At 73.8% G+C, this 16,452-nt stretch carries 14 protein-coding genes; 8 read left to right on the forward strand and 6 right to left on the reverse strand.

From position 1 onward, the window contains the following. Nucleotides 1-125: 125 nt before the first annotated feature. The 3 genes from GA0070610_RS14605 to GA0070610_RS14615 all read right to left on the reverse strand — a co-directional run bounded on the left by GA0070610_RS14605 (nt 126) and on the right by GA0070610_RS14615 (nt 3,920). Nucleotides 126-1,418, reverse strand: a complete 1,293-nt coding sequence (locus GA0070610_RS14605; RefSeq protein WP_392567304.1) for an RNA polymerase sigma factor — start codon at nt 1,416-1,418, stop codon at nt 126-128. A gap of 5 nt (nt 1,419-1,423) precedes the next feature. Further along, nucleotides 1,424-1,765, reverse strand: a complete 342-nt coding sequence (locus GA0070610_RS14610; protein WP_231926197.1) for a YciI family protein — start codon at nt 1,763-1,765, stop codon at nt 1,424-1,426. A gap of 163 nt (nt 1,766-1,928) precedes the next feature. Next, nucleotides 1,929-3,920, reverse strand: a complete 1,992-nt coding sequence (locus GA0070610_RS14615) for a SpoIIE family protein phosphatase (protein ID WP_089000546.1) — start codon at nt 3,918-3,920, stop codon at nt 1,929-1,931. Between the two features lie 251 nt (nt 3,921-4,171). On the opposite strand from GA0070610_RS14615, the gene GA0070610_RS14620 reads away from it, so the two are divergent. The 4 genes from GA0070610_RS14620 to GA0070610_RS14635 all read left to right on the forward strand — a co-directional run bounded on the left by GA0070610_RS14620 (nt 4,172) and on the right by GA0070610_RS14635 (nt 7,785). Beyond that, nucleotides 4,172-5,284: a DUF4185 domain-containing protein gene (locus tag GA0070610_RS14620; RefSeq protein WP_089003507.1), complete on the forward strand. Its 1,113-nt coding sequence runs from the start codon at nt 4,172-4,174 to the stop codon at nt 5,282-5,284. 103 nt (nt 5,285-5,387) lie between these two features. After that, nucleotides 5,388-6,515, forward strand: a complete 1,128-nt coding sequence (locus tag GA0070610_RS14625) for an ABC transporter permease (RefSeq protein WP_089000547.1) — start codon at nt 5,388-5,390, stop codon at nt 6,513-6,515. Further along, entirely contained in the window at nt 6,512-7,189 is a 678-nt protein-coding gene (locus GA0070610_RS14630) for an ABC transporter ATP-binding protein (RefSeq protein ID WP_231926125.1), read from the forward strand. Before GA0070610_RS14625 ends, GA0070610_RS14630 begins: the two co-directional genes overlap by 4 nt. 14 nt (nt 7,190-7,203) lie before the next feature. Further along, nucleotides 7,204-7,785, forward strand: a complete 582-nt coding sequence (locus GA0070610_RS14635) for a TetR/AcrR family transcriptional regulator (RefSeq protein WP_089000548.1) — start codon at nt 7,204-7,206, stop codon at nt 7,783-7,785. Nucleotides 7,786-7,937: 152 nt separating this feature from the next. Here GA0070610_RS14635 and GA0070610_RS14640 read toward each other — a convergent pair whose 3' ends face one another. The 3 genes from GA0070610_RS14640 to GA0070610_RS14650 form a co-directional block, all read right to left on the reverse strand. Then, nucleotides 7,938-8,213 (reverse strand): potassium transporter TrkA, encoded by a 276-nt coding sequence (locus tag GA0070610_RS14640; protein WP_089000549.1) that lies wholly within the window; start codon nt 8,211-8,213, stop codon nt 7,938-7,940. A 101-nt stretch (nt 8,214-8,314) separates the two neighbouring features. Further along, on the reverse strand, nt 8,315-9,079 hold the full coding sequence (locus GA0070610_RS14645; protein ID WP_157747156.1) for a rod shape-determining protein: 765 nt from the start codon (nt 9,077-9,079) through the stop codon (nt 8,315-8,317). Nucleotides 9,080-9,223: 144 nt separating this feature from the next. Further along, nucleotides 9,224-9,430 (reverse strand): hypothetical protein, encoded by a 207-nt coding sequence (locus tag GA0070610_RS14650; RefSeq protein ID WP_089000551.1) that lies wholly within the window; start codon nt 9,428-9,430, stop codon nt 9,224-9,226. Nucleotides 9,431-9,656: 226 nt separating this feature from the next. On the opposite strand from GA0070610_RS14650, the gene GA0070610_RS14655 reads away from it, so the two are divergent. The 4 genes from GA0070610_RS14655 (at nt 9,657) to narJ (ending at nt 16,302) form a co-directional block, all read left to right on the forward strand. Beyond that, on the forward strand, nt 9,657-10,097 hold the full coding sequence (locus tag GA0070610_RS14655) for a hemerythrin domain-containing protein (protein WP_089003509.1): 441 nt from the start codon (nt 9,657-9,659) through the stop codon (nt 10,095-10,097). Between the two features lie 222 nt (nt 10,098-10,319). Further along, nucleotides 10,320-13,985 carry a nitrate reductase subunit alpha gene (locus GA0070610_RS14660; RefSeq protein WP_089003510.1) on the forward strand — a complete coding sequence of 1,222 codons (3,666 nt, stop codon included), beginning with the start codon at nt 10,320-10,322 and terminating at the stop codon, nt 13,983-13,985. Further along, nucleotides 13,985-15,679 carry a nitrate reductase subunit beta gene (gene narH, locus GA0070610_RS14665; RefSeq protein WP_089000552.1) on the forward strand — a complete coding sequence of 565 codons (1,695 nt, stop codon included), beginning with the start codon at nt 13,985-13,987 and terminating at the stop codon, nt 15,677-15,679. The genes GA0070610_RS14660 and narH overlap by 1 nt, the downstream gene beginning before the upstream one ends. Then, entirely contained in the window at nt 15,676-16,302 is a 627-nt protein-coding gene (gene narJ, locus GA0070610_RS14670; protein WP_089000553.1) for a nitrate reductase molybdenum cofactor assembly chaperone, read from the forward strand. The genes narH and narJ overlap by 4 nt, the downstream gene beginning before the upstream one ends. Nucleotides 16,303-16,452: the final 150 nt, after the last annotated feature.

The following is a 16,452-nucleotide window of genomic DNA, read 5'->3' on the forward strand; positions in this document are numbered from 1 at the left end:
CTGGTGGTCACCAACAGTGGCAAGGCGGGTCCTCACGGGCCCGCCTTGTCCCGTTCGGGGCGCGGGGAGCCGGTCGGGGCGCCGTCGCTTCGCGGTCGTCCGGTGCCGCCCCGCTCGGGTGGCCGTCACGCCGGCGACGCGCCGGGCCGGCCGATCGCGTCCAGCCTGCGGCGCAGCAGGGCCCGCTCCGGCTCGGTGCCGGCCAGGGCGAGCGCCTCCCGGTACGCCTCGGCGGCCTCGGCGTGCCGGCCGAGGCGGTGCAGCAGGTCGGCCCGGGCGGCCGGGTACGGGTGGTGGCCCCGCAGCAGCGGCTCGCCGGCCAGCTCGTCCAGCAGCGCCAGGCCCGCCTCCGGGCCGTCGCGCATCGCCACGGCGGCGGCCCGGTTCAGCGCGACGACCGGGGACGGCGCGAGGGCGAGCAGCACGTCGTAGAGCGCGACGATCTGCGGCCAGTCGGTGGTGGCGAGGTCCGCCGCCTCGACGTGCAGGGCGGCGATCGCGGCCTGCACCCCGTACGGGCCGGGCGGGCCGCCGGTCAGCGCGACGGGCACCAGGGCGAGGCCCTCGGCGATCATCGGGCGGTCCCAGCGGCCACGGTCCTGCTCGTCGAGCAGCACCAGCTCGTCGTCGGGGCCGGTGCGGGCGTCGCGGCGGGCGTGGACGAGCAGCATGAGCGCGAGCAGCCCGGCGACCTCCCGCTGGGCGGGCAGCAGCCGGCGCAGGATCCGGGCCAGCCGGACGGCCTCCTCGGCGAGGTCGAGCCGTTGCAGGCGAGGGCCCCCGCTGGCCGCGTAGCCCTCGGTGAAGATCGAGTACACCGCCTGGAGCACCCCCGGCAGCCGTTGCGGCAGCTCGCCCGCCTCGGGGACACGGAACGGGATCCGCGCCTCGTGGATCTTCTTCTTCGCCCGGGTGATCCGCTTGGCCATCGTCTCCGTCGGCACCAGGAAGGCGCGGGCCACCTCGGGCGTGGTCAGACCGGCCAGGTAGCGCAGGGTCAGCGCCCCCCGGTCCTCGGCGGCGAGCGCGGGATGGGCGCAGGTGAAGAAGAGCTGGAGCCGCTCGTCCGGCAGCTCGTCACCCGCCCCGGTGGCGGGGGCGGGGTCCGCGCGGTCCGCCTCCGCCTGGAGGACGGCCAGCCGTACGGCCAGGGCCTGGTCCCGCCGCAGCCGATCGACGGCCCTGCGCCGCGCCGTGGTCATCAGCCAGGCGCCCGGCCGGGGCGGGACGCCGTCGACCGGCCACCGCGCCAACGCCGTCTCGACGGCCTCGGAGGTGACCTCCTCGGCGAGGTCGAGGTCGCCGAAGCAGCGGACGAGGGCCGCCAGCAGTCGGCCGCGTTCCTCGCGGAACACGGCCTCCACGACCGCCGCCGGCGCCTCGTCCGTCCCCCCGTTGCCGGCGGGCGTCACGCCCACCGCGCTCAGCCCGCGAAGTCGGCGACCGGCCGGACCACGACGGAGCCGCCCGCGCGCGCACCGGGGCAGCGCGCCGCCCAGTCGAGCGCGACGTCGAGGTCCGGCACGTCGATCACGTAGAAACCGCCGAGGATCTCGCGGGTCTCGGCGAACGGCCCGTCCGTGACGGTCCGCCTGCCGTCCGGGCCGACCCGGACCGTGGTGGCGGTGACCAGGTCGGCCAGCGACTCGCCGGAGACGAGGATCCCCGCCTCGCGCACCTGCTTGTCGTACGCCATCCAGTCCCCGACCTCGCAGCCGGCGGCGCCGCCGTCCCCGTCGACCGCCCCCGCGTTGATGAGCAACATGTACTTCACGATCCCACTCCCCTTCCGTGTCGCGTCGCCCCTGCCGTTCCGGGCGACGCCGTACGCCATCACTACGGACGGGGCACGGCCGATTGGACATCCCACCCGGAATCTTTCCGCGCCGGGTCCGGCGCGGTCCCGGCTCCCGGGACGATCCCGCCGGTTACGGGCGCGCCCCCTCGTGGGTGGCGTCCGTGCCGGCCTGCGGCAGCAGGTGGCGCAGCCCGGTCAGCTCCAGTACGGCGTGGGCCGGGCTCTGCGGTGTGGCGGTGACGCGCAGGTGCGCGATGATCCGGTCGACCTCGTGCAGGATCCGCACGCCGGTGCTGCTCAGGTGGGTGACGGGGGTGAGGTCGATGGTCAGCGGCAGGCTGCCGCCGCGACTGGCCTGCATGATCGCGGCGCGCAGCGCGGGGCCGGTGGCCAGGTCCACCGGCCCCTGCACCCGCAGCACCCGGCCCGTCGGTGTCTCGACCACGGCGACGGCGAACTCCTCGGCGGCGGTGGCCTGCTTGTGGGGTCCGGCGGCCTGGGCGGCGGCCACGGTGCTCACCGTGGTCTCCTGGCCGATGTGCCGGTACATGCTGACGGTGGTGCCGGTCTCGGTGTGGCGGACCTCCGCCCGGTCGACGAGTCCGCGGATCATCGTCAGCCCACGGCCGCGGCCGCCCGGGTCGGCGACCGGCGGGCGCCACCGTCCCTGGTCGGCGCAGCTGACGTGCACGACGCCCTGGTGGTCCAGCGTGCCGTGCAGCGTGAACGTCCCCGGCGTACCGCTCGGATAGGCGTGGTCGACGGCGTTGGTGACGGCCTCCCCCGCGGCGTGCACGAGGTCGCTGGCGTCGGGAGCGCTGGCCCCGATCCGGGCCAGCCAGTCGCCCAGGTGCCGGCGCATCGGGCGCAGCGCCGCCGTCTCGGCGGGCAGGGTCACGTGCAGGGGCGCGACGGGCTCCGGCAGGAGGTGGGCGGCGAGGAGCGTGGTGTCGTCGCCGAAGCCGCCGCCGGCCAGGGCGAGACGTTCCGTGACCAGGGTGCAGATCCGGTCGGGCAGCCGCTGCGGGACGGTCGTGGCCTCGTGCAGGATCGCCCGCCGGGCCCCCGCCGCGGCGTCGGCCAGGATGCGGGCGCCGTCGTGCAGGTTTCGCCGGGGTCGTTCGATCAGGCCGTCGGTGTAGAGCAGCAGGACGTCGTCGGCCCGCAGCCGGCAGGTGTGGACCGGGGCGGGATCGGCTCCGGTGCCCAACGGCCCGGCGGGCGTCAGCGGCAGGTACCGGCCGTCGCCGTTCGGGCCGACGACCAGGGGCGCGGGGTGCGCGTGACTGGCCACCTCGAGGATGCCCGTGCCCGGGTCGAGGATCGCGAGGCAGGTGGTGGCCGCCCGGGTCGCGTGGGTGCGGGACGCGAAGTCGTCCAGGACGGCCAGCACCCGCGGCAGGTCGCCGCCCGACTGCAACGCCTGCCGGGCGACCGTACGCAGCTGGCCCATGGCGGCCGCGGCGGCGGCGCCGTGCCCGACGACGTCGCCGACGGTCAGCGCGAGCCGCCCGTCGGGCAGGGGAACGGCGTCGAACCAGTCCCCGCCGGCGACGAGGTCGCTGCTCGCGACGAGGTAGTGCGCGGCGACCTGGACGTGCGGCAGGACGGGCAGCATGTCGGGCAGGAGGCTGCGTTGCAGCTCCAGGACCAGGCCGACGGCCTGCCGGTAGCGGCGCTCGGCGGCGGCGGCAGCGGCCTCGGCGGCCTGCCGGGCGGCCACCACGGGGGTCGCGTCGACGGCCTGCACGATCACCCCGCGTACCGAGCCGTCGGGGTTGCGCCAGGGCGCCATGTCGAACGTGTAGAAGGCCTCCGTCAGCCTGCCGTCGCCGCTGCGGTCGGTCAGGACGCGCTGCTCGTAGCCGTGCGAACGGACGCCGTGCAGGGCCTGGTCGAGCAGCTCGAAGATGTGCTGGCCGGCGAGTTCCGGCACCGCCGACCGGAAGGGCTCGCCGAGCAGGCCGCTTCGGTCGCCGACGGCGGCGCGTACGGCCGGGTTCGCGGCCACCACCCGCAGCTCGGGACCCTCGAAGATCCACACGAATCCGGGCAGCTGCTCGAACCCGTCGAGCACCGCCTGCGGATCGCCGGAGGACCAGCGTGTACGCGGATCGACCACAGACGCCTACCCCTTACCCGTGCGCACCACCAGCACCCTGTCATGCCCGCGCCCGCCCCGTCCAATCCACCCCGGGGCGGCGTGGCGGCCCCGCCCGCCGACACGCCACGGGCCGCCGGTCGGGGCGGGCAGGTCCTTGACCCCGCCGGGTGGCTGGCCGTAGGTTCCAGCCCTACATCGACATCGGCAACTAGATGTGCGCTTCCCGCGTCCGTGGCCTTCCGGGACCCCGCACGAAGAGGATGGTCACCATGATCTCCCGCCGCTCCCTGCTCGGCACGGTCGCCGCCGCCGGCGTCGCCACGGCCGTCGCGCCGGTGCTCGCCCCCGGCAAAGCCCAGGCCGCCTCCTGGAAGAAGCGCCTCACCGGCGCCGACATGTACACCAACCACCGGTGGCGGGTCGCGGGCACCGACCTCGGCATCCCGTACGTGCTGGAGAACGGCTCCATCGGCTACCTCTTCGGCGACACGTTCGACACCCCGTGGCCCGAGGGCCCGCCGCTGCCCAACGACTGGCGCTCGCCGGTGATGCTGCGTTCCGCCGTGCACCCCGGCGCCGCCGGCGGGATCGTCTTCGACAGCGCCGCCCGCGTCGCGGGCGACGGTCGGGCCCCGGAGCTGATGCACAACGGCCACCACGGCGTCGGCATCGACGGCCTGCACGAGGTGACCGTCATCCCCAACGACGGCATCAGCTTCCCGGAGACCGGCCGTCAGCTCATCTCCTACATGAGCATCGAACACTGGAATTCCGCCGGCCCCGCCGGCCCGGACTGGAAGTCGCGCTACGCCGGCCTGGCCTACAGCGACAACGGCAACGACTTCCGCCGTCTGTCGCTGAAGTGGTGGAACAACGGCACCAACACCGACCCGTTCCAGATGTGGACGATGCAGCGCGACGGCGACTGGGTGTACGTCTTCTCCGTGCGCGCCGGCCGCCAGCACGGGCCGATGATGCTGCGCCGGGTCCGCTGGGACCGGCTGTTCTACCCCGAGTCGTACGAGGGCTGGGGCTGGAACGGCAGCAACTGGGGCTGGGGCCGCCCCTGCACGCCGATCCTGAACGGCCGCTTCGGCGAGCCCTCGGTGCGGCGGCTCTCCGACGGCACCTGGGTGATGTCGTACCTCAACTGCGCCACCGGCAACATCGTCACCCGCACCGCGGGCGGCCCGGACCACGTCTGGACGGCGGAGAAGATCCAGGTCACCTCCTGGCAGGAACCCGGTCTCTACGGCGGCTTCATCCACCCGTGGTCCAGCCGGCGAGCCAACGACCTGCACCTGATGGTCTCGAAGTGGACCAGGACGCCCGACAACCGCAGCACCGCCTACCACGTCAGCCAGTTCGTCGGGTCGGCGTAGCCAGGCACCGCCTCGTCTGACCGACGGCGCCGGGGAAGATGCCGACAGCATGTTGGTACGATGCCAACATGCAGTCGGTAAAATTGCGCCCCCGGCGGTGGGCATGTTCCTAGCGGTACGCGAACTGCGGTTCGCCAAGGCCCGGTTCGGCCTGATGGGGGCGGTCATCGCGCTCATCGCGGTGCTGGTGGTGCTGCTGTCGGGGCTCTCCACGGGCCTGGTGAACGACGGCGTGTCGGGGCTGCAGCGCAGCCCGGCGACCTCGTTCGCCTTCGCCGACGGGGTGCAGCACGATTCGGCGTTCTCCCGCAGCGTCGTCGACGTCTCCGCGGTCGACTCGTGGAAGGCGCAGCCCGGGGTCGCCGACGCGGCGCCCTTCGGCAACGCGCTGATCAACGCCCGCAGCGGCTCGGGCGTGGAGATCGACCTCGCGTTGTTCGGCGTGCCCACCGACTCGTTCCTCTCCCCGCCGGTGGCCGAGGGCGCCCGGCTGGGCGCCGCAAACGGCATCGTGGTGAGCCGGACCGCCATCGAGGCCGGGCTGCGGGTGGGTGACACGGTGACGGTCGACCGGATCGGCACCCGGCTCACGGTGGTGGGCGCCATGGCCGAGCAGCACACGTTCGGTCACGTCGACGTGGCCTACCTGCCGCTGCGTGTCTGGCAGGAGATCAAGGCCGGCGTCCGCCCCGGCGAACCCGTCCCGGGCGGCACCTACGACGAGATCACCGCCGTGGCGGTGCGGGCCGCCGACGGCGCCGAGGTCGACCTGGCGGCCGGTGACCGGGCCGCCGGCACCGAGAGCCTGTCCCGCACCGAGTCGTACGGCGCCTCGCCCGGATACACCGCCGAGACGTCGACCCTGCGGCTGATCGAGTGGTTCCTCTACGCCATCTCCGCGCTGGTGGTCGGCGCCTTCTTCACCGTGTGGACCATCCAACGCCGCGCGGAGATCGCCGTGCTGCGGGCCATGGGCGCTCCGACGGGATACCTGCTGCGCGACGGGCTGGCCCAGGCCTTCGCGTTGCTGCTGCTCGCCGTCGGCGCGGGCGTCGCGGTCGGCACGGCGGCCGGCAGCCTGGTCGGCAGCGGCATCCCGTTCGCGCTCAGCGCGCCGGCGATCGCGGTGGCCGCCCTCCTCCTGCTCGTCCTCGGCCTGGCCGGAGCGGCCGTGGCCATCGTCCGGATCGCCGCGGTGGATCCGCTGACCGCACTGGGAGCGAACCGGTGACCGACACCGGCCTGGTCATGCGCGGCGTGAGCCTGCGCTTCGGCGACGGCGACGACACCGTACCGGCCCTGGACGGCGTCGACCTGACCGTCGCCCCCGGGCAGTTCGTCGCGGTCGTCGGCCCCTCGGGGGCCGGCAAGTCCAGCCTGCTCGCGGTGGCCGGCGGGCTGACCGTCCCGACGTCGGGCTCGGTCACCCTCGCCGGACGGGACATGACCGTGTCGAGCGCGCGGGCGCGGGCGGCCCTGCGCCGGGAGTTCGTCGGCTTCGTGTTCCAGTCCGGCAACCTCATCCCCGCGCTGACCGCCGTGGACCAGATCCGGTTGCCGGCCCGCTTCGGCGCTCGCGGCTCCCGGCCCCGCGACGCGATGGCCCTGCTCGACGAGGTCGGGATGGCCCACAAGGCGAACCGCCGCCCGCACCAGCTCTCGGGTGGCGAACGGCAACGTGTCGGCATCGCCCGTGCCCTGGTCAACCGGCCGCGACTACTCTTGGTGGACGAGCCGACCGCCGCCCTCGACCGTGCCCGCAGTCACGAGGTGGTGGAGCTGCTGGCCCGCGAGACCAAGGAGAACGACGTCGCCACCGTCATGGTCACCCACGACCACGACGTGCTGCGCCACTGCACGACGGTGTACGAGATGATCGACGGGCGACTGATGCCCGTGGCGTGACGACAGGGGGTTCCGTGCCGAAGATCCAGGCGCCCACGGTGGCCGAGCACCGTGCCCGGCAGCGACGGGCGATCCTGGCGGCGGCCCGGGAACTCCTCGCGGAGAGCGGGGCGCAGGCGCCGAGCCTGGCCGAGGTGGGCAAGCGGACAGGCCTGGCGCGCCCCAGCGTCTACCAGTACTTCAAGTCGCGCGAGGACCTGCTCAACGCCGTCATCGCCGACATGTTCCCGCAGTGGTCGGCGTACGTCACGCAGCAGATGGACCGGGCCACCGACCCGGGCGGGCGGGTGCTGGCCTACGTCGAGGCCAACCTGCGGCTCGTGGCGCAGGGCGAGCACGCGGTCATGCGCGGGCTCGCCGCCAGCGTGCCGGGCGCCGTCCTCGCCGAGGAGAGTCGCGTCCTGCACGACCAGTTGCGTACGCCGCTGGTGGCGGCCCTGGCCGAGCACGGCGCGAGCGACCCGGCCGCCGCGGCGGAACTGGTCCAGGCGGTGGTCTACGCGTCCTCACAGATGATCGAGAACGGCACCCCGGAAGCCGCCGTGCTCGCCCTCACCCGGGAGCTTCTGGGCCCCTACCTACGACAGCAGGGCTGAGCGTCACCGGTGTCCGGCGGCGACCCGGCGGACCATCCGGCGCGCCGACGGGCTCCCGGGCCGCCAGGAACTCGCGGTGCAGCAGCCGGACCGCCGGACCAGTTCACGAACCCGCGCCCCACGTCGCCTCCTCCCACGGCCGGTCGGGCGGCTCACCCGCCGACGGCTGGGGTGGTCGTCGCCGGAACTCCGGCTCCGGGCCCGGTGACGTCGAGGGCGTCGAGCAGACCCAGCAGTCCGGCCAGGACGACGGCCTCGTCGGGTTCCAGCGTGATGCTGCGGGTGGCGTCGGGGTCCTCGTCGTCGGAGTGGACCAGCTCGCGCCGGCCGCCCGCGTGGTGGGTCACCACCCCGACGCGCACTCCGGCGGCGGTGGTGAACATGCGGCGGGTCCCGATGCCGGGCAGCGGGGTCAGTTCGACGTCCATCGGAAACTCCAGGGGATGCGGGGAGGGCCGGGACGGTTCGGTCCCGGCGCGGTGGGGCGGCGCGGTGGGGCGGGCGCAGGCCGTGCGGCCGCCCCACCGCCTCAGCCGGTGAGCAGCAGGCGCAGGCCGGCGAGCGTGGCCAGGTGCGGATCGGCGGGCATCGTGACGACCCGGCCGGTCAGCGCCGCCAGCCGGGCGCCGAGTTCGGGGTGCACCGCCCCGCCGCCGGTGATCAGCAGCCGGCGGCGCCCCGGCCCCACGGGCCGCGCGCCCAGGCGTCGTACCGCGGCGGCGATCAGCGGCACCTGGTCGAGGGCGTTGGGCCCGTCGACGCGCTCGGCGGCCTCGACCGCGCGGTCGGCGATGTGGGCGATCTCGGTGCGACCGAGTCCGATGTCGACGGCCACCACGTCGTCGCCGTCGAGGTCGGCCCGGCAGGCCAGGGCGGCGGCCAGCGGTTCCTCGACCGTGGCGACGCGCCCGCCGAACGCGTGGCGGACCGCCGCGACGAGGAGGTCCTTCTGTCGCAGCGTGGCGGTGGCCGGCACGCCGACCACGACCGGGGAGACGTCGTCGCCGGGCCGTCCGCTGGCCGCGGCCACCACCCGCAGCAGGTGTACGCAGGCGAAGAAGTCGGTCACCACGCCGTGCCGCACCGGCCACGCCAGTTTCACGTCACCGGTGTCGCGCAGCGCGATGGCGGCCCGACCGACGGCCTGGGCGCCGGCCGAGTTCCACGCGACGACGGCCGGCTCGGCGACGACCGTGCCGGACGTCGGCGTCCACAGCCGCACCGTCGAGGTGCCCAGGTCGAGGGCGACGGGATGGCGTAGGCCGAGGCGGGCGTACGCGCCGGGGGCCAGCATGCTCACCACCCCCGTCGCGGGGCGGGCGTGACCCGGGCTCCGTCGCGGACGGAGCGGGGCAGGATGGATCGATCGTGGTGCAGGGTGGGCATGGCGCTCCAAGCCACGGGCCCGCGTCGTGGGACGCGGGAAGGCGGACGGGCTTCAGACGGCGAACGTCAGCCCGGGCGGAGCGCGGTCGGCCGACCACGCGGGCACGCAGCCGGGAACGGCCCGTCGCGTACGCCGGAACACGATGCACAGCCCGACGGCCCGCGCCGCGGAGAGGACCATGACCAGCACGGTCAGCATCAGCAGCGCCGGCAGCGAGACCCGCCTGCCGGCGCGGCGGAGGCCGTGCCGATCCTGCATGCGCCCACCATAGCCGGGCGACCTGCCGGCCAGCCACGCCGCCACCCGACGGGCCGCCGTTCAGCCGACAGGCGGGCGGCGGGCGGCAGCGGGGCGCTGGTGGGCGGGCGACGGTCGTGGCGGGCCCGTCGTCCCGGCGTACCGGGCCGGTCGGCCCTGCCGACGGTGCCGCGGCCGCGCCGAGGATGGGGACCGGACGCGCCACCGGATCCTGGAGATGATCAGCATGTGCAACTACTGCGGCTGCCGGGAGTTCCCCCTGATCGGCCGGCTCTCGACCGAGCACGAGGCGATCGCCAACGCCGCCGGCCGGCTGCGCGACGCGGTACGGGCCGGGGGCACGGACGCGCCGGCGGCGCTCGACGCCCTGCTGGACCTGCTGATCCCGCACACCGCCACGGAGGAGGAGGGGCTCTTCGTCGAACTGCGGGCGGAGGGCAGCCTGGCCGACGCGGTGGAGAAGCTCTGCGCCGAGCACGAGGACATCCACGGTGTGCTCGGCGCCGTCGATCGCCGCGCGCCGGACTGGCCGGCGGTGCTGGCCGCCCTGGACCGGCTGCACCGGCACATCGACAACGAGGAGCACGGGCTCTTCCCGGCCGCGGTGATCGCGCTGCCCATCCCGGCGTGGGACCGGATCACCCCGACGGCCGGCGCCGCGCGGTAGGTCGCGTCGCAGGCCGACACCGCCGCGCGCGGCGGGGACGCCGACCGGCACGGCGCGGAGAACCGGGACCCGGCCGGAACACCTGATGATCTCGGGACCTTCGGCCCGGTTGTCCGGGGCTGCTGATCGCGACGATGGCTCCGGGCCCCCGCCTCCGGTTGCGCTCCGGCGCATTCGCCGCAAATGTGGGGCTCACGGTGATCTACCGGAGGGATGGGCTTCATGTCACGAGCTACCGAGCGAGCCGGGCGGGCGCTGCTGGCGGTCGGCGGCCTGGTGCGCCGGGCCGAGGTGTCCGACGACGGCCGGACGCTGCACCAGATCGGCGGCCGGGAGGCGGACGCCTTCTACCGGGACCGCTGGTCCTACGACAAGGTGGTGCGCTCCACGCACGGCGTCAACTGCACCGGCTCGTGCTCCTGGAAGGTGTACGTCAAGGACGGCATCATCACCTGGGAGCAGCAGCAGACCGACTACCCCAGCGTCGGGCCGGACCGGCCGGAGTACGAGCCGCGCGGTTGTCCCCGGGGCGCCGCCTTCTCCTGGTACACCTACTCCCCCACCCGGGTGCGCTACCCGTACGCCCGGGGTGTGCTGGTGCAGATGTACCGCGAGGCCAAGGCCCGCCTCGGTGACCCGGTCGCCGCGTGGGCGGACATCCAGGCCGACCCGGAGCGCCGCCGCCGCTACCAGAAGGCACGCGGCAAGGGCGGCCTGGTGCGCATCGGCTGGGACGAGGCGCAGGAGATGGTCGCCGCCGCGCACGTGCACACGATCGCCGAGTACGGCCCCGACCGGGTCGCCGGCTTCTCCCCGATCCCGGCGATGTCGATGGTGTCGCACGCCGTCGGCGCCCGGTTCGTGTCGCTGCTCGGCGGGTCGATGCTGTCCTTCTACGACTGGTACGCCGACCTGCCGGTGGCCTCCCCGCAGGTCTTCGGCGACCAGACCGACGTGCCCGAGTCCGGCGACTGGTGGGACGCCTCCTACTTCGTCATGTGGGGCTCCAACGTCCCGGTGACCCGCACCCCCGACGCGCACTGGATGGCCGAGGCGCGCTACCGGGGCCAGAAGGTCGTGGTGGTCAGCCCGGACTTCGCCGACAACGTGAAGTTCGCCGACGAGTGGATGCCCGCCCAGCCGGGCACCGACGGCGCGCTGGCGATGGCGATGGGGCACGTGATCCTCAAGGAGTTCTTCGTCGACCGGCGCACCCCGCGCTTCGTCGACTACGTGCGCCGCTTCACCGACCTGCCGTTCCTGGTGACGCTGGAGCCCGGCGCGGACGGCGCGTACCGGCCGGGCAAGTTCCTGACGGCCGAGGACCTCGGCGAGAGCGGGAAGGAGGCGGCCTTCAAGACGGTGCTCTGGGACTCCGCCACCGACGCGCCCGCCGTGCCGCGTGGCAGCCTCGGGCACCGCTGGGGCGAGCGGGACGGGCAGTGGAACCTCGACCTGGGCGACCTGGAGCCGGCACTGACCTGCCTGGGCGCCGGCGACGCGGTCGAGGTGGAGCTGCCCCGCTTCGACACCGACACCCCGCAGGTGCTGCGCCGAGGCGTGCCGACCCGGACGGTGGACGGCCAGCTGGTGACCAGCGTGTTCGACCTGCTGCTGGCCCAGTACGGGGTGGCCCGCGACGGGCTGCCCGGGCAGTGGCCGGCGGGCTACGACGACGTCGCGTCGCCGTACACGCCGGCGTGGCAGGAGCCGATCACCGGGGTGCCGGCGGCGCAGGTCGCCCGGGTGGCGCGGGAGTTCGCCGACAACGCGGAGCGCTCCGGCGGCCGCTCGATGATCCTGCTCGGCGCCGGCACCAACCACTGGTTCCACTCCGACGCCACCTACCGGGCGATCCTGGCGCTGGTGACGCTCACCGGCTGCCAGGGCGTCAACGGCGGCGGCTGGGCGCACTACGTCGGGCAGGAGAAGTGCCGCCCGGCGACCGGCTGGGCGCAGCTCGCATTCGGCCTGGACTGGGTGCGCCCGCCGCGGCAGATGATCGGCACCGCCTTCTGGTACGTGCACACCGACCAGTGGCGCTACGACACGTACTCCGCCGACGTGGTCTCCTCCCCCGTCGGCACGGGCGCCTTCGCCGGCAAGCACACCATGGACCTGCTGGCCCAGTCGGCGCGCTCGGGCTGGATGCCGTCGATGCCGACGTTCGACCGCAGCCCGCTCGACCTGGCCGACGAGGCCCTGGCCGCCCGCCCCGACGACCCGGGCGGCTGGGTGGCCGAGCAGCTCGGCGAGGGACGGTTGCGCTTCGCCTGCACCGACCCGGACGCGCCGGAGAACTGGCCGCGCGTGCTGACCGTGTGGCGGGCCAACCTGCTCGGCTCGTCGGCGAAGGGCAACGAGTACTTCCTGCGGCACCTGCTCGGCACCGACTCCAACCTGCGCGCGGACGAGGCCCCGGAGGAGCTGCGGCCGAAGGACGTGACCTGGCGGGAGGAGGCGCCGGAGGGCAAGCTCGACCTGCTGCTGTCGCTGGACTTCCGGATGACCTCCACGACGCTCTTCTCCGACGTCGTGCTGCCGGCCGCCACCTGGTACGAGAAGCACGACCTGAGCAGCACCGACATGCATCCCTTCGTGCACGCGTTCACCCCGGCAATCAACCCGCCGTGGCAGACCCGCACCGACTTCGACGCCTTCCACGGCATCGCCCGCGCGTTCTCGACGCTGGCGGAGCGGCACCTCGGCGTACGCAAGGATCTCGTCGCGGCGCCGCTGCTGCACGACACCCCGGACGCGATGGCGACCCCGCACGGCCGGGTGCGCGACTGGGCGGCCGAGGGCGAGACGCCGGTGCCCGGCCGCACGATGCCGAAGCTGCTGGTGGTGGAGCGCGACTACGGCGCGGTCGCCGACAAGCTGGCCGCGCTCGGCCCGCTGATGGACACCCTCGGCACGTCCGGTAAGGGCGTGGCGGTCGACGTCAATCCGGAGGTGGCGTACCTGCGGCGCAAGAACGGCGAGGTGCGCGGCGGGGTGGCCGACGGGCGGCCCTCGCTGGCGACGGACGTGCACGCCTGCGAGGCGATCCTCGCCCTCTCCGGCACCACCAACGGCCGCGTCGCCACCGCCGGCTTCCGCGACGTGGAGAAGCGCACGGGCGTACGCCTGGCGGACCTGGCCGCCGAGCACGAGGGCAAGCAGATCACCTTCGCCGACACCCAGGCCCGCCCGGTGCCGGTGATCACGAGCCCGGAGTGGTCGGGCAGCGAGCACGGCGGTCGCCGCTACTCGCCGTTCACCATCAACACCGAGCGGCTCAAGCCGTGGCACACCCTCACCGGGCGGCAGCACTTCTTCCTCGACCACGACTGGATGCACGAGGCCGGCGAGGCGCTGCCGATCTTCCGGCCGCCGCTGGACATGCACCGCCTCTTCGGCGAGCCGAGGCTCGGCCGCAACGGCGAGCTGGAGATCACCGTCCGGTACCTCACGCCGCACTCGAAGTGGTCGATCCACTCCGAGTACCAGGACAACCTGCTGATGCTGACGCTGTCGCGGGGCGGGCCGACGATGTGGATGAGCGAGGCCGACGCCGCGAAGATCGGCGTACGGGACAACGAGTGGATCGAGGCGGTCAACCGCAACGGCGTCGTGGTCTGCCGGGCCGTGGTCAGCCACAAGATGCCCGAGGGGACGGTCTACATGTACCACGCCCAGGAGCGGGTGATCGACGTGCCGAAGGCCGAGGTCAACGGCCGGCGCGGCGGCATCCACAACTCGCTGACCCGGCTGCTGGTCAAGCCCACCCACCTGATCGGCGGGTACGCCCAGTTGTCGTTCGCGTTCAACTATCTCGGGCCCACGGGCAACCAGCGCGACGAGGTCACCGTGATCCGCCGCCGTTCGCAGGAGGTGCAGTACTGATGCGCGTGATGGCCCAGATGGCGATGGTGATGAACCTCGACAAGTGCATCGGCTGCCACACCTGCTCGGTGACGTGCAAGCAGGCGTGGACCAACCGGTCCGGCGTCGAGTACGTCTGGTTCAACAACGTGGAGACCCGGCCCGGCCAGGGCTACCCGCGCACGTACGAGGACCAGCAGCGGTGGCAGGGCGGCTGGGTGCGGACCCGCTCGGGGAAGCTGAAGCCCCGCTCGGGCGGCCGGTTGAAGAAGATGTTCGGCATCTTCGCCAACCCGAAGCTGCCGTCGATGCAGGACTACTACGAGCCGTGGACGTACGACTACGAGCACCTGATCACCGCGCCGGCGGGTGACGACACGCCCGTCGCCCGGCCGAAGTCCCTGCTCACCGGCCAGGACACGAAGATCACCTGGAGCGCGAACTGGGACGACTCGCTCGCCGGCGGCAACGAGATCGCCGCCGGTGACCCGGTGCTGGCGAAGGTCTCCGACCAGGTGAAGCAGGAGTTCGAGAAGACGTTCATGTTCTTCCTGCCGCGCATCTGCGAGCACTGCCTCAACCCGTCCTGCGCGGCGTCCTGCCCCTCGGGGGCGATCTACAAGCGCGCCGAGGACGGCATCGTGCTGGTCGACCAGGACCGGTGCCGGGGCTGGCGGATGTGCGTGACGGGCTGCCCGTACAAGAAGGTGTACTTCAACCACCGCACCGGCAAGGCCGAGAAGTGCACGTTCTGCTTCCCGCGCATCGAGATCGGCCAGCCGACCATCTGCTCCGAGACCTGCGTGGGCCGCCTGCGCTACCTGGGGCTGATGCTCTACGACGTCGACCGGGTCGCCGAGGCCGCGGCCGTCAAGGACGAGGACGACCTCTACGAAGCGCAGCGCTCGGTCTTCCTCGACCCGCACGACCCGGCCGTGGCCGAGGCCGCGCGCGCCGCCGGCATCCCCGACGACTGGATCGACGCCGCGCGGCGCTCCCCGATCTGGGACCTGATCATGAAGTACGAGGTGGCATTGCCGCTGCATCCGGAGTACCGGACCATGCCGATGGTCTGGTACATCCCGCCGCTGTCGCCGGTGGCCGACGTACTGCGCGACACCGGCCACGACGCGGAGGACGCGGGCAACCTCTTCGGCGCGATCGACGCGCTGCGCATCCCGGTGGAGTACCTCGCCGAGCTGTTCAGCGCCGGGGACCCCGCCCCGGTGCGCGCCGTGCTCAACCGGCTCGCGGCGATGCGCTCGTACCAGCGCCGGATCAACCTGGGCGAGGCGCCCGACGAGTCGATCGCCGCCGCCGTGGGCATGACCGGTGAGCAGATGGACGAGATGTACCGGCTGCTGGCCATCGCCAAGTACGAGCAGCGCTACGTCATCCCGGCGGCGCACGCCGAGGACGCGCACCGGCTGGAGAAGATCGCCACCGAGTGCAGCCTCGACTACGAGGGCGGCCCGGGCATGGGCGGCGGCGGCCCGTACGGGCAGGGTCCCTTCGGGGAGTCGTCGGGCACGCCGGTGCCGGTGCAGGTGGAGACCTTCCACATGCTGCGCGACCGGCAGACCGCGGACGGTTTCACCGATCCCGGCGACGAGCCGCGCCGGGTGAACCTGCTCAACTGGGACGGCAAGGGCACCCCGAGGGGGCTCTTCCCGCCCCGGCCACGCGACGCCGAGCAGGACGGGGAGGGACGATGAGCGGGCCCGTCTGGCGGGCGGTGGCGGCGCGGGCCGCGTCGCTGCTGCTGCGCTATCCCGACGAGGAGGTCATGGCGGCGCTGCCGGTGCTGCGCGCCGCCCTCGACGAACTTCCGGCGGCGGTCGCCGGGCCGCTGCGCGAGGTCGTCGCGTACCGCGAGGGCACCGATCCCGGCCAGCTCCGGTCGACGTACGTCGAGCTGTTCGACTTCCGCCGCCGCTGCTGCCTGCACCTGACGTACTACACCTGCGGGGACACCCGTAAGCGGGGCGAGGCCCTCGTCGGCTTCACCGCCGCGTACAAGCGGGCGGGCCTGGAGGTGGTCGACGGCGAGCTGCCCGACTTCCTGCCCGCGGTGCTCGACCTGTCCGCCGTGGACGACGGCGGGTGGCGGCTGCTGCGCGACAACCGGGTCGGCCTGGACCTGCTGGTGGAGGCGCTGGGCCGGGAGAGGTCGGCGTACCTGCAGGCGGTGGCCGCCGTGCGGGAGATGCTGCCGCCCGCCGGGCCGGCGGAACTCAGCGCCGCCGCCCGGCTGGCCCGCACCGGCCCGCCCGTGGAGCAGGTCGGCCTGGAGCCGTTCGGGCTCGTCGACACCACGACTCTGGGCGGTCGCCGGTGAGCGCGAGGAACGCAGCGCAGCGGAGTACCGCAGTCGCGAACGAAAGAGGTCGCCGGTGAGCGCGAGGAACGCAGCGCAGCGGAGTACCGCAGTCGCGAACGAAAGAGGTCGCCGGTGAGCGCGAGGAACGCAGCGCAGCGGAGTACCGCA

Origin of the sequence: Micromonospora echinofusca, from assembly GCF_900091445.1 — a bacterium.
GTDB classification, from domain to species: domain Bacteria; phylum Actinomycetota; class Actinomycetes; order Mycobacteriales; family Micromonosporaceae; genus Micromonospora; species Micromonospora echinofusca.

Coding starts and splice junctions, on each gene's coding strand:
- GA0070610_RS14655 (WP_089003509.1), top strand. CDS start 9,657: ATGTGCAACTACTGCGGCTGCCGGGAGTTCCCCCTGATCGGCCGGCTC.
- GA0070610_RS14650 (WP_089000551.1), bottom strand. CDS start 9,430: ATGCAGGATCGGCACGGCCTCCGCCGCGCCGGCAGGCGGGTCTCGCTG.
- GA0070610_RS14610 (WP_231926197.1), bottom strand. CDS start 1,765: ATGTTGCTCATCAACGCGGGGGCGGTCGACGGGGACGGCGGCGCCGCC.
- GA0070610_RS14660 (WP_089003510.1), top strand. CDS start 10,320: ATGTCACGAGCTACCGAGCGAGCCGGGCGGGCGCTGCTGGCGGTCGGC.
- GA0070610_RS14620 (WP_089003507.1), top strand. CDS start 4,172: ATGATCTCCCGCCGCTCCCTGCTCGGCACGGTCGCCGCCGCCGGCGTC.
- GA0070610_RS14640 (WP_089000549.1), bottom strand. CDS start 8,213: ATGGACGTCGAACTGACCCCGCTGCCCGGCATCGGGACCCGCCGCATG.
- narJ (WP_089000553.1), top strand. CDS start 15,676: ATGAGCGGGCCCGTCTGGCGGGCGGTGGCGGCGCGGGCCGCGTCGCTG.
- GA0070610_RS14625 (WP_089000547.1), top strand. CDS start 5,388: ATGTTCCTAGCGGTACGCGAACTGCGGTTCGCCAAGGCCCGGTTCGGC.
- narH (WP_089000552.1), top strand. CDS start 13,985: ATGCGCGTGATGGCCCAGATGGCGATGGTGATGAACCTCGACAAGTGC.
- GA0070610_RS14645 (WP_157747156.1), bottom strand. CDS start 9,079: ATGCTGGCCCCCGGCGCGTACGCCCGCCTCGGCCTACGCCATCCCGTC.